Raw genomic sequence first — 12,114 nt, forward strand, 5'->3', positions numbered from 1 at the left:
ACGCAGTGAAGCATCTTAATCAGAAGAGCAATCTTCACGTTTAGAGCTGGTTACGCGACTAAGATGCTTCACTGCGTTCAGCATGACATTATTTTTTTAACATAAACTATTTGCTAATGGGTACTTAATCTGGGGCGGTAATTGTAATTCCAGGCTGGCTTCGGCCCGCTCGATAGCCGCCAGGCTCTCGCCGGTGCAATTGATGTCGCGGGCCTCCAAATGCTGCCGAAATTTAGCTGCCCAGTCGGGCTCACCGATGCGGGTAATGGGAAATTGAAATGCTTTTTTCACGTTCCTGAAAGTAAGTGCTTGTTTAGAATTAAACAGGTCAAAAGAACGGTCATGCTGAGCTTGCCGAAGCAGCTTACTTGCACCGCTAAATAATTGATTTAGTGGGCAAACTGCTTCAGCAAGCTCAGTATGACCGTTCTTTTGACCCGTTTGTTGGCTAAGTTGCCTCAATACGCCAGCCGGTACACGCTGCAAAACTGCTGCTCGCTGACCCACTGCGGCGCGGCCCGCATGGCCGCGTTGCGCAGCGCGCCCAGCGGCCCATCCAGGTAGCCCACGTGGCCCATGAGGCGCGAGGTGCGCACAATGCGGCCGGCCCGGGCGTGGCGCAGGCGGTGCAGGGCCGTGAAGGCGGCGGGTGGGTCGTGGGGGTTTTGGGAGAGGCTAAGGGCCAGGGCGTAAGCATCTTCCACGGCCTGGCAGCCGCCCTGGCCCATGTAGGGCGTGGCGGCGTGGGCAGCATCGCCGATTAGGCACACCCGGCCCCGGTGCCAGCGCGGCAGCGGGGCAATATCGAGTACCTCGTTTTTGATAATGGCCGCCTCGGTGGCCGCCGCCAGAATGGCCGGTACCGGGTAGGCAAAGCCCGCAAATGCGGCTTGTAGCCGCGCCAGTAGTCCCTCGCGCGCGCCGCCGAAGCGGCCCGGCACGGCGGCAAACCAATCGACCACGCCATCCTCAATCTCCGAAAAGCCAAACCGCAGGCCGCCCGCCCAGGCCTCCCGAATGGCGCGCTTGAAATGCGGCGTGAGCTGCACCGCCGACATGCCGCGCCACACCAGGTGCCCCGTGCCGGCGGGCCGCACCCCCGGAAACAGCTGCGCGCGAATGGGCGAGCGCAGGCCATCGGCCGCCACCACGAAGGCGGCTCGCACCGCGCTGCCATCGGCAAAGGTGGCCGTGACGCCGGCCGCGTCCTCGGCCAGCGCGGTGCACACTTTGCCCAGCTGCACGTGGGCCGGGCCCACCTCGGCCAGCAGCAGGCTTTGCAGCGTGGCCCGCCGAATGGCCGTGGTGCCGTGCCCAAATTGCGCCCGAATGCGGCCCTGGTCGGTGCGCAGAATGGGCCGCATCTGGCCATCCACAATTTCGATGGCTTGCAGGGGCACCCCGCCCGCGTCGATGCGGTCGGCCAGGCCCAGGCGGCCGAATACCTGCATGGCGTTGGGGGCCATCCAGATGCCCGCGCCTAGCGGCAGTATTTGCGGGGCGGCCTCGCACACAATGGCCGCCAGGTCGCGCTGCCGCAGCGCCAGGGCTGCCGTGAGGCCGGCAATGCCGCCGCCAATGATGAGGCCGGGAAGCTGCATGGGAAGGAGGAGTAGGAGTCAGATACCGCGTTCTGGCAGTTGCCAAAATGCGCTGGGCGGCCGGTGTTGCGCCGGCGCCGGTTTACGCAGCGAATGTAGCGCCCATACGCCGGCCCCTGCCTCTGGGACCAGCCAGGGTCGTTGCGAGCTGCCGCTGGGTGCGGGGCTTTTGCTGCAAGCAGCCGCGCTGGCTATCAGGCCAAAAGGTTTTTTTATTGGATAACTAGTTGTTGAATAGTATTTTATATTTTATTTTTTTTGACTGACGCGGGCCGTAAGCAGAGTTAGTGGGTGCCTGGTAGCGGCCGGCGGCAAATAGCCCGCGCCTAACCATTCCGGGCCTCGCCGTGTTACCCGGTGCGATGCCCGCTACTACTACCGCTTCCTATACTTATACTTCCGAGCTATACGAGCGCCCGGCCCTGGCCAGCAGTGCCGCGCTGGCGTGGCCGGGGGTGCGCGTCGAGCGCTACCAGCTGGAGGCGATGACGCTGCCCGCGCACTTTCACGCGCAGCACCTGCTGCTGGTGCACCAAGGGGCCCAGCCGCTGGTGGCCACCCGCCGCACCGGGCCCCGCGTGGAGGCCGACCAGTTCCGGGCCGGGGATGTGGGCCTGTACCCCAGCGGCGAATACGGCCCGTTTGGCTGGGACGGCCCCGCCGATATCATTCACGTGCACTTGGATGCCGAGGCTTTGGAAAACCGCGCCCGCCACGACCTGGACCTAGCGCGCTTTGCCCTGCGCGAGCGGTTTCGCTGCGACGATGGCCTGCTGGCGCAGCTGGGGCAGCAGCTGCTGGCGGCCACCGGCCGGCCGCACGCGCTGGGGCAGCTCTATACCGAATCGCTGGTGATGATGCTCTGCTACCACCTCATCGAGCATCACGCCACCTTCGAGCGGCGGCTGGCCGCCGGGGCCGGCGGGCAACTGCCCGCGGCGGTGCTGGCCCGCCTCGATGCTTACCTGGAGGCCCACGCCGAGCTGCCCGTGACGCTGGCCGTGCTGGCCGACCTGGCCAATCTGAGCGTGTTTCACTTTGCCCGCCGCTTCAAGCATACCACCGGCCGCTCGCCCTACCAGTACGTGCTGGACTGGAAAATGCGGCGCGCGCGGGTGCTGCTGCAAGCTGGCGAGCTGCCGGTGGCCGCCATTGGCGATGCGCTGGGCTTTGCCTCGCCGGCGCACTTTGCGGCGGCCTTCAAGCGGGCCGTGGGTCAGGGGCCCCTGTCGTTTCGGCAGGGTGGCGCGGGGCGCTAAAAGCGCAAGAATTCGTAAGAAGCGCGCAAGAATCGGGCGCCCGGCCGGGTGGGGGTAGGGGACCTTTGTGGTCGTTACAGCAGCCGCAAAAAGCGGTTGCGCCACGCTTATTTCCCTCCCATGAATCCTGTTATTTTGGTGGCTGGCGCCACCGGCAACCTGGGCGGCCGCCTGGTGGCGGCCCTGCTTCAGCGCGGGGCGACCGTGCGGGCGCTGGTGCGCCCCGAAACCGACCCTGCCAAGGTAGCCCACCTGACCCAGTTGGGCGTAGTAGTGCTGCCCGTGGCCTTTGCCGACCACGCGGCCCTCACCCATGCCTGCCAAGGGGTGAGCTGTGTGGTATCGGTGCTGGCGGGCCTGCGTGAGGTTATTGTGGATGCCCAGGCGCAGCTGCTGGCGGCGGCCGTGGCCGCGGGCGTGCCCCGCTTTATCCCCTCCGACTTTGCCAGCGACTACACCCAGCAGGCCCCCGGCCTGAACCGCAACTTCGACCTGCGGCGCGCATTTCGGGCCCAGCTCGACCAGGCGCCCATTGCGGCTACATCTGTGCTCAACGGGGCCTTTGCCGAAGTGCTCGCCTACAACATTGCGCTGCTCGACTTCAAGCGCCAGCAGGTGGGCTACTGGGAAGATGCCGACTGGCAGATTGACTTCACCACGATGGACGACACGGCCGCTTACACGGCCGCCGCCGCCCTGGACCCGGCCCCGCCCCGCTTCCTGCGCATTGCCAGCTTTCAACCCAGCCCCCGCGAGCTGGCCGGCATTGCCGAGGCGGCCGGGCGGGGCCAGTTTGCGCTGGTGCGCCTGGGTGCCCGCGCCGACCTGGCGGCCCACGTGCAGCAGGCGCGCGCCGCCAACCCCGCCGGCGAGCAGCAGCTCTACACCGACTGGCAGCAGCTGCAATACATGCTGAGCATGTTCAGCGTGCAAAACCGCCCGCTCGATAACGCCCGCTACGCCGACCTCACCTGGACCGCTGCCCGTACCTTCTTAACTGCCTAATACTATGCAACCTATGCCTGCTGATTTTTTAGGTGAGTATTCCGACGAGGCGCTCATCAGCCACCTGCCCGGCTTCACCAACCACTACGCCACCGTGAACGGGGTGCGCCTGCACTACGTGGCGGGCGGCAGCGGCCCGGTGCTGGTCTGCCTGCCGGGCTGGCCCCAAACGTGGTTTTCCTACCATCCCATTGCCGCCGGCCTGGCCCGGCACTACCGCGTGCTTATCGTGGACATTCGCGGCATGGGCAGCTCCGACAAGCCCGCCACCGGCTACGACAAAAGGACGATGGCCCAGGACGTGTTGGCGCTGCTGCGCCACCTGGGCATCGAAAAAGCGTCGCTGCTGGGCCACGACATTGGGGGCATGGTGGCCAGCAGCCTGGCCTTCAACCACCCCGAGGCCGTGGATAAGCTTATTCTGGCCGATGGCGCGCACCCCAGCCCAGGCCTCCTGCACATGCCGCTGCTGCCCGCCCCTGGCGCGTTTGGCAACAAAATGGACGGGCAGCAGCCCTACGTGTGGTGGATGGCCTTCAACCAGGTGAAGGGCCTGCCCGAGCAGCTGCTGGCCGGCCGCTTCCAGTACCTGCTCGATTACCTGTTTGCCTACGTGATGCTCGACGAAAGCAAGATGTCGGCCTTCGACCGGGCTACCTACGCGGCCGTGTACAACCAGCCCGAGAATATTCGGGCGGCCAACGCCTGGTACCAGGCCTTGGACCAGGACATTGCCGACGCCAACACCTACGGCCGCCTCGCCATGCCGGTGCTAGGCATCGGCAGCCACGTTTCCCACCGCTACTTGCAAATGAGCCTGCCCCACGTGGCCGACAACGTGCAGGTAATCGGGCTCTTAGATAGCGGCCACTACATGTTTGAGGAAAAGCCGGCTGAGGTGCTGGAAGCCGTGTTGGGCTTCCTGGGCTAGGGGGCTGCGTAAAGGAATTCTCAGGTTAGGATGCCGCGTTGCGGCTTAGGCAAACGCTAACGGCCAATGGTTAAAGTGCAGTAAATATGCACTTTAACCATTGGCCGTTAGCGTTTGCCTACCCACATCAACTTCGAAGCTGCGCTAAAGTCGGCGCGTGCCGGGTTGCCCTGCCGCGCCTGGCAAGCGCCGCCGGCTGCAAAAGTCGCCTGGTGCCGCGCAGTGCCTGGCTAGCGTTAGTAGCACTGCAAGAACTGGCGCACCTGGCTGAAATCGCGGCGGGCCAGGTCGGCCCGCTTTATCCAGAAGTAGAGGCGGCCCATGTCGCCCCACATCATGCCGGCTTCGGCTTCGTGGCTGTCGAGCTGCAAGAGCAGCTCCCACTCGCCAGCGGCTTGCTGCGCAAGCGCAGTCGCTTGGTCGCGGCTAAGATTTTGATTTTCAATACTAATGCCGCTCTGGCTAGCCAGCACGCACTGCGCGCGCATGGGGCCCTGGAGGTTGTCCGAATTGCCGAGCAGGCGGCTGGTGCCGTCGCCGTGCTGGGTGAGCAGCAGGAAGCCGTAGGCGGCGCGCTGGTCTTCGGTAAAGGCTTCTTCTGGTAGGGGCAGGTCCTCGTCCCAGGGGTTGGGCAGGGTGAGCTCGGGGGCGAAGGCCAGGGCGGCGGCGGGGAAGGCGGAGTAGGCTTCGGCCGTTAAATCGGTGGGTAAGGGCCTGGTTACCAGTGCCTCCGCGGCGGGGTAGTACTGCACCACGGCCCGGCCGCGGTCGGCGGGGTCATGGCCCCAGGGCTGTTCCAGCGCATCGTAGAAAAAGGCCAGCCGGCCGGTGGGAGGTAGCAGCCCGCGGGCATCGTGCGGGGCCACTTCGGCCAGGTTAAGTTGGGCGATGAAGCTGAGGCTGCGGCCCTGCCAGGTGGGCCAGGCGGCGGCGGCGGGCAGGTCGGGCGCGCCGCCCAGGCGCGAAGTGCCCAGGGCCAGCGGGGCCGCTGCCGGAGCCGCCGCCTGCGGCAGCACCCGAATGCTGGGCCGGCACAGCGGGGCCAGCAGCGGCCAGAACTCGCCCAGGTCTTTGCCAGTAACGAGGGCTTGTAAATCAGCTAGTTGCTGCATGGTTACTTGGTTTTGAGCTGGCGAATAATTGTCTCGTCCGTAATCTTATCATCGTCCATCAGTAGCAAGGCTTTGCTGAGGATGATGGAGAGCACGGCGTCGCCCTCGAAGGGCAGAAATACGCCGGCCGCGCTCGGGGCTTTGGCCGCGCGGTCGGGCACAATGCAGAGGTACTGGTCGTTGGGCTCCATCAGAATGTTGCCGCTGCCGAGGTGGATTTTGTAGGTGCGCAGCTTGCCCTGCACCACCAAAAACTTGTCGGTGAGGGTGCTGACTTTGCCGATTTTGAGGCGGGGCACCAGGCGCGCCAGGGCCAGGCGGCGGTTTTTGGCCACCTCGCTGAGCTCGCCGAAGCTGTAGCTTTCCCAGTAGGTGCGAAACTGGGTGAGGCCGCCGTTGTCGCGCCACTGCGGGTCGTTGCCCACGCTGGCCACGCCCACGAACAGGTCCACGTCGCGCATCACTTCGGAGAGGACCAGCGGCGGGATTTCGGGCAGCGGCACGGCCTCGCCGGCGCGGCTGAAGCGCACCTGGTCGGTGCTCACGTAGAGCCAGATGCCGGTGTCGTTGAAGGCCTCGTCGGCGTCTACTTCGCTCACCCAAAACTCGGCTTGCAGGCCGTGGGCGGGCAGCGGCAGGGTGGCCGTTTCGGTTTCGTAGCCCTTGTCGTAGGCGCCCAGCAGGCTGTATTTCCAGCCGCGTATCTTGGCTAACGAGCTGAATTGGTGCTGCTTGAGCAGGTGGGCCGCCATGCGGTTGGAGTAGGTGCGGGTGCGCTCCTCGGGCGGCGTGAGCAGGTACACTTCTCTAAATGCTTGTTTGATAGGCTGTTGTAGCTGCTGGGCTTCGAGCAGGCCCCGCCAGGCCAGCACCTCGGCGGCGGGGGCCAGCACGGGGTGCCACAGCTCCACCAGGTCATCGTCGGTGGGCGGGGCCACGGGCTGATGCTTAGCATCGCGCCAGCCGTTGGCCAGCCAAATGGCGTCGGTGTGGGTGCCGTCGGGGTGGTGAAAGCGCCAGATGAGCGGGCGCGTGAGCAGGCCCAGCAGGCCGTGTTCGGCGTAGTGCTGCCGAAACCACGGGGCCGCCATGCGGCGGCCGGCCACAAAGCTGCGGTCGAGGCGCTCGCGCTGGGCGGTGTAAGTTTGCTGAAGCTGCAAAGCATTGTTCTTTAGCTTTTTAAGCTCGGCGGCGTGGGTGGCTTTGAGGGCGGCGGGCGCGGCTTTGAGGGGCTTGCCGGCCTTGGCCCAGTGCACCTCGGCCTTGCCGTGTTCGAGCAGCAGCGTGGCGGTGTAGTCGGCGAAGGTTTCAACCAGTTGGCCGTCTTCCAGGCCAAAATCGGGCACGGCCATGTCCTCAATCTCATCGGGGCTCACGCCCAGCTCGGCCGAAACCTGGAGGATATACTTGGCAATGAGCGCCTGGGTATTGGTTTGCTTGATGCGGGGGCGCACCCGCGCCAGGGCCGCCACGCCGGGCAGGCCGCTTTGCGAAAGCGTGAGCAGGCAGGCGTTGCCCAGGGCCATGGCCGCCGGCCCCTGGCCCGGAATCTTGCGGTAGCACTTGGCGGCCAGGGCACTCAGCTGCTGCAAGATGCCGGCATCGGCCAGCGGCTGCACGGCCCACGCCAACCCTTTGGCTACGATGGCATTAGGCTCTAATAAATAGGTGTAGGACGAGTAAGTGCGGGTGCGGCCATCACCGTAGTCCACGGTTTGGGTTTCCTCCACAATGGGCGTGGTGGCCAGTAATTCGAGCCAGGCGAGGGCCTGCGGGCGCACGGCATCGGGGCCCACGGCGGCGGTGGCGGCGGCCAGCTCCTTGCGAAACTTAGCGGTGGGCTGGCCGCCGCTGGTTTTTTGCCACAGGTGCAGCAGGCGCAGCCAGGGCAGGGTGGTGGGCGCGTCGTCGGGCAGGCCGTCGGCAAACTGCGCCAGTTCCCGTCCGAAGGCATCGCCCGCGGGGAAGCTGACGACGGGCCGCCCTTCGGCGTTGCCCAGGCTCAGGATGCCCTGGAGGCGGCGCTGCATCTTGGTTACTTCGTCGGCCCGCCAGCCCGTTAGCTCCAGGTGCGTCGCGGCCAGAAATTTGGCTAGATACGCGGCCAGCGGCTCCGTGAGGCCGTTTTTCTTCGCCGATTTTTCTAATTGCCCCAGCGTCAGGCCCACCGGAAAAATGCCCAGCGCCTCGCGGATGGCTTCGGCATTGGGTGTGTCGAAGCGCAGGCCGTAGCCGTGAAAAAGCTGGATGAACTCGGGGTTGCTGAGCGCCAGGGTGGTGCGCATCAGCCCTTCCAGCAGCCGCAGCAGGGTGGTGCGCAGCCGGCCCCCGTTGGCCCGCAGCGCCACCAGGGCGGCCAGCGCCAGGCGGCCCCGGTAGGCGGCATCCTGCGCCTTGGCGGCCTGGTAAACGGGCAGCTCGGTGATGGTGCTGTGCCAGTTGGCCGTGCTACCGGCCTCTTTAATAAGCTGTTGCAGCACCGGCTGCATTTCCCGCGACGCGGGGCTGGCATCGGCGGGAAGGTCGGCCAGGGTGAATTTTTCGGAAGTAGGCATAAAATTCTGATTATTAGGGGGGAGCGTTTGGGGCCCTTTTGAACGTCATGCTGAGCTTGCCGAAGCATCTCTACCGCGGCATTGGAGTCAGTAATCCTAACGGCGCGGTAGAGATGCTTCGGCAAGCTCAGCATGACGTTCAAATAAAATTTCATAAAATACTGAAAATCAATAATTTATCCTCAGACGCCCACCAGCGGCGTGAGCTTGATGAAGCTGGCCGTGGCCCCGGCCCCAAGCCAGATTTCCTCGTCGAGGGTTTCGGCCTGGCGGTCGTTCACGAGCAGAAAAAAGCCGTTGTTCTGAAACGCTTCGAGGGCGTGGTACACCTGCTGCTCGGCGTCGATGGCCTTGGCGGGGCGCAGGCGGTAGGTGTCGCCGTTGAGCAGGCGCTCGGAGTCGGTGGGCTGGATGAGGCCCTGGAAAACGCCAGTCTGGTGGCCGTTGTAGGCGGCTACCTCGTCGTGCACGCGGCGGGCAATCAACTCGCGCACGGTGAGCATTTCCTGGGCTATTTCGAGCTCCAGGCGGGTGAGGACGCTGCCGGTGGCGGTTTCATCCTGAATGGTGAGGAGGGCCATGGTCGTGAATTTGGAAGGTAGAAGGAAGAATTTTGAATTAGCAGGGCCTCACGCCAGCAGCAGGGCGGCGGCTTTTTTTGAGGGAAGCCGTAGCCTGCCACTCGCGCAGGCGGGCTTGCACGGGGGGCGGCGTGGGCTGCCGGGTGCGGCTTTGGAGGTCGGCGTAGGTGTCGAGCAGCTTGCGGGTGTTGCGCAGGGGCTCGGCGGGCAGGGCAGGCAGCAGCGCGTCGAGGGTTTGGTGCAGGGCCGCGTCGGTAAGGGCGTCGATGGCGCGCAGCTCGGCCAGGCCGTCGGCGAGGCGCTGCATGGGCACGAAGCCGCCGCCCAGCAGGCGGCCCAGCGCCGCGCCCAGGGCGGCGGGTAGCAGGCGGCGCTCGGCCACGGCGGCCAGCAGCGCTTCCAGCGCCAGCGCCCGGCAGGCGGGGGCGTTGTAAGTCAGGCCGATAGCCAATAGTAATGTGGTGGGCTCATCAAAGAGCGGGCCAGGGCCCAGCAGGCTGCGCAGGGCCTGCAAAAGCACCTCGCGGTTGGTCGAGTCTACGGTGTCGCGGGTGGCAGCCAGGCCCAGTACGTGCCAGTAGAGCGGGGCCGGGTACTGCGGCAGCAGCGCCACCAGAAAGGGAAAATCAGTAGCCAGGGCCTGGAGGCAACGCCACTGATGAGGTGCTCCGATATTTACAAGATTATTGTGTAAAGAATAGATTAACAGCTTACTAGGGGCTGGTGAGCGCGTGGTTTTATCCAGAATGAGCAGCTCCAGCCAGTGCTCGGTTACTTCGGGCTCGCCGGGCCGCCACCGCTCCACGTAGGTGTTCGACTTGGGGAGTAGCTCCCACACGGGCTGCCAGGGTTGCGCCACGTTGGGGCACGGGTTGTCCGTGAGGCTGGCCAGCGCCGGGAAGTGGCCCGCCGGCTGGCGGGTGCGAGCGGCCACGGCCCAGAGCCAGGGCAACGCCTCGGCCAGCGGCGTGGCCCCGGCTTCGGCGGGGGCGGGCAGGGCGGGCAGCGGCTCCTCGGTGGGGGCCAGTAGCCAGGCCAGCAGCGCCCGCAAGCCGATATGCTGCAACTGCGGCAGCAGCTGCCGGGCGGCCTCGGCGCTGGCCGGGGCCTGCCAGGCGGTGCGGGCCAGCGCCACGGCCAGGTCGGCGGGGTTGGGCGCCTGCTGCGCGGTTTGGTAAGCCAAGAGATTCTCTAACAGCTTACTAGGCGCGACCCAGCAGGGCGCGTGGGTGGGCGTGCTGAGCAGCGGCAACTCGGGCCCGGCCACCAATAAGGCCTCGGCAAAGGCCAGCCGCTGCTGGGCCACGGCCACCAGCGGGTCGGGCACAAAGTAGGTATCGGCGATGGTGGTGCGCGCCACAAAGGGCTCGGCAAAGCCATTGGCCCAGCTCAGTAGCAGTAGCTGGGGCAGCAGGGCGTGGCCCCCCGCCCGGCCGCCCGCCGCATCTTGCATAACGGCCGCCGCCCGCTCGGCCGCCGGGCCCGACAGGTAGGGGTGCACCTGCCCCACGTAGGGCTGCAACAAGTCGGCATAACCGGCCGGAAACTGGCCGCGCAGGCGCAGCAGGCCATCGAGCCAGCGCTCCAGGGCCAGCGCGTCGTCGTGCTTGAGCACCTGCCCGGTGAGGAAGAGCAGCTCGTGCCAGTCGGCCACCGGCACGATGGCCGTGGCGGCCGACAGGTCGGGCACAAGCTCAGTAAGTGACTCATAGTGAGCCGGCTCAGCTTCGGTATCCGGCAGGGCCGCCGCGCCGACCGCCGCCAGCCAGGGGGCCAGCACCGCGCGGGTGGCCGGGGCCAGCAAGTCGGCGTAGGCCAGTATGGTGGCGGTGGTTTCGGCGATTTCGGCGGGCGCGAGCAGCGGCTTTTTGGCGCTCAGCAGCTCGGCCAGGCCCTTGGCGGCGCGCTCCTGCACGGCGCTATCGGCGTGGGCCAGGGCAGCGGCGTGGAGCCGCGCCAGCGGCAGCGCCTGGGCCGGCTGGGTCTTCAGGAGCTTGCCAAAGCCCACCAGCAGGGTTTTGAGGCCGGTTTTGAGGTCTTGCCGGGTCATCAGGCCATCGGCGGCGCGCAGCAGCGCATCCAGCTCAAAAGCGGGCATCAGCCACAGGTCCTTGAGCTGGTCGAGGGCGAAATTGACGACCAGCGGCAGTGGGTGGGCCAGCAGCTCGGTAAGCTCGGTTTGGCGGGCCAGGCACTCGGCCGGAGTAGGGTTGAGGCTGCTAAACAGGTTCTTAAACCAGGTGAGCAGGGGCCGGCGGAAGTCGCGGCGCAGCGCCAGCAGGCAGCGGGTGAGCAGGTCTTCGCGCCCAAGGTGGCCCGAGGTCACCAGCTCGGGCAGCAGCGTGAGCCACGAAACGGTGGTGCGCGCCTTGCCCGAATATGTGGAGGCCGAATCGGCCATCGTGTCGAAGTCGAACAGCAGCAATACGTCGCGCTCCAGCAGCGTGGTATTAGTGCGCAAATCACGGAGGATAAGTTGGTCATACTCCTCAATGTCGCCTCCTTCTACGTCGTTGCGCTGCCCGTTGTACTCCGACGGCAGGTGGGCCACCGACTGCGCAAACAGCCACGGCTCGTGGGCCAGCAGCGCGCGCGTTTCTAGGGTGCGCAGCACTTGGTAGGGCGGGGCGGCCCACAGGTTGGCCCGGGTGCGGCGCGTCAGCCACTCGGCCAGCCAGTCGGGACGAGTGTACTCCAATACTTTCAGTGCCAGCGAGTTGTCGGCGGTTGGGCTGTTGGGGCTGTCCCAGTCGAGCGACCACCGAATATCGAAGCCCCGCCCCAGCGCCTCCTTGCGCGAATAGGTAGCCAGGCCGGCCAGAAACAGCATTTTGCCTTGCTCAGGTGTCATCAGGCAAGTCCATTGCAGCTGGCCGGGCTTCACCTCGCGCTCCTGGTATTCTTCCAGCTCCTTCTTGAGGCGCAGCGTTTTTTGCCGCACGGGCACCACGTCTTTTTTGTCCAGACTCAGCAAAAAGGGTAGAAGCTGCTGCGCGGTCTGGTGGCGGATAAGGTGCTCGAACGTGTCGGTGGGAGTCGTCATAAACAAAATACTCTTCAGCTGTAAAAA

General features: G+C 65.7%; 9 protein-coding genes. 3 read left to right on the forward strand and 6 right to left on the reverse strand.

Annotated features, from left to right (window positions below):
* Nucleotides 1–96 precede the first annotated feature (96 nt).
* Both QMK33_RS11525 and QMK33_RS11530 read right to left on the reverse strand, forming a co-directional pair.
* Complete coding sequence (locus QMK33_RS11525; protein WP_283564737.1) at nt 97–291, reverse strand: hypothetical protein; 195 nt, start codon at nt 289–291, stop codon at nt 97–99.
* A gap of 167 nt (nt 292–458) precedes the next feature.
* Nucleotides 459–1,601, reverse strand: coding sequence for an FAD-dependent monooxygenase (locus tag QMK33_RS11530; protein WP_283564738.1), 1,143 nt, complete (start codon nt 1,599–1,601; stop codon nt 459–461).
* A gap of 362 nt (nt 1,602–1,963) precedes the next feature.
* Here QMK33_RS11530 and QMK33_RS11535 point away from each other — a divergent pair, with 362 nt between their 5' ends.
* The 3 genes from QMK33_RS11535 (at nt 1,964) to QMK33_RS11545 (ending at nt 4,796) form a co-directional block, all read left to right on the forward strand.
* Nucleotides 1,964–2,860 (forward strand): helix-turn-helix transcriptional regulator, encoded by an 897-nt coding sequence (locus tag QMK33_RS11535; RefSeq protein ID WP_283564739.1) that lies wholly within the window; start codon nt 1,964–1,966, stop codon nt 2,858–2,860.
* Nucleotides 2,861–2,980: 120 nt separating this feature from the next.
* Nucleotides 2,981–3,865 (forward strand): NmrA family NAD(P)-binding protein, encoded by an 885-nt coding sequence (locus QMK33_RS11540; RefSeq protein WP_283564740.1) that lies wholly within the window; start codon nt 2,981–2,983, stop codon nt 3,863–3,865.
* 13 nt (nt 3,866–3,878) lie between these two features.
* Nucleotides 3,879–4,796, forward strand: a complete 918-nt coding sequence (locus tag QMK33_RS11545; RefSeq protein WP_283564741.1) for an alpha/beta fold hydrolase — start codon at nt 3,879–3,881, stop codon at nt 4,794–4,796.
* A 236-nt stretch (nt 4,797–5,032) separates the two neighbouring features.
* Here QMK33_RS11545 and QMK33_RS11550 read toward each other — a convergent pair whose 3' ends face one another.
* The 4 genes from QMK33_RS11550 to QMK33_RS11565 all read right to left on the reverse strand — a co-directional run bounded on the left by QMK33_RS11550 (nt 5,033) and on the right by QMK33_RS11565 (nt 12,087).
* Nucleotides 5,033–5,908, reverse strand: a complete 876-nt coding sequence (locus QMK33_RS11550; RefSeq protein ID WP_283564742.1) for a YwqG family protein — start codon at nt 5,906–5,908, stop codon at nt 5,033–5,035.
* 2 nt (nt 5,909–5,910) lie between these two features.
* Nucleotides 5,911–8,463 carry a DUF4132 domain-containing protein gene (locus tag QMK33_RS11555; RefSeq protein WP_283564743.1) on the reverse strand — a complete coding sequence of 851 codons (2,553 nt, stop codon included), beginning with the start codon at nt 8,461–8,463 and terminating at the stop codon, nt 5,911–5,913.
* A gap of 182 nt (nt 8,464–8,645) precedes the next feature.
* A complete protein-coding gene (locus QMK33_RS11560; protein ID WP_283564744.1) occupies nt 8,646–9,044 on the reverse strand; it encodes a hypothetical protein in 399 nt (132 codons plus the stop codon).
* A gap of 37 nt (nt 9,045–9,081) precedes the next feature.
* Nucleotides 9,082–12,087: a DUF6493 family protein gene (locus tag QMK33_RS11565; RefSeq protein ID WP_283564745.1), complete on the reverse strand. Its 3,006-nt coding sequence runs from the start codon at nt 12,085–12,087 to the stop codon at nt 9,082–9,084.
* Between the last annotated feature and the right edge of the window lie 27 nt (nt 12,088–12,114).

The organism is Hymenobacter sp. H14-R3 (assembly GCF_030063445.1).
Taxonomy (GTDB): Bacteria; Bacteroidota; Bacteroidia; order Cytophagales; family Hymenobacteraceae; genus Hymenobacter.

What these genes read in the sequence shown, in the direction of transcription:
- QMK33_RS11530 (WP_283564738.1), bottom strand. Translation starts at nt 1,601, where the DNA reads ATGCAGCTTCCCGGCCTCATCATTGGCGGCGGCATTGCCGGCCTCACG.
- QMK33_RS11560 (WP_283564744.1), bottom strand. Translation starts at nt 9,044, where the DNA reads ATGGCCCTCCTCACCATTCAGGATGAAACCGCCACCGGCAGCGTCCTC.
- QMK33_RS11540 (WP_283564740.1), top strand. Translation starts at nt 2,981, where the DNA reads ATGAATCCTGTTATTTTGGTGGCTGGCGCCACCGGCAACCTGGGCGGC.
- QMK33_RS11545 (WP_283564741.1), top strand. Translation starts at nt 3,879, where the DNA reads ATGCCTGCTGATTTTTTAGGTGAGTATTCCGACGAGGCGCTCATCAGC.
- QMK33_RS11555 (WP_283564743.1), bottom strand. Translation starts at nt 8,463, where the DNA reads ATGCCTACTTCCGAAAAATTCACCCTGGCCGACCTTCCCGCCGATGCC.
- QMK33_RS11550 (WP_283564742.1), bottom strand. Translation starts at nt 5,908, where the DNA reads ATGCAGCAACTAGCTGATTTACAAGCCCTCGTTACTGGCAAAGACCTG.
- QMK33_RS11535 (WP_283564739.1), top strand. Translation starts at nt 1,964, where the DNA reads ATGCCCGCTACTACTACCGCTTCCTATACTTATACTTCCGAGCTATAC.
- QMK33_RS11565 (WP_283564745.1), bottom strand. Translation starts at nt 12,087, where the DNA reads ATGACGACTCCCACCGACACGTTCGAGCACCTTATCCGCCACCAGACC.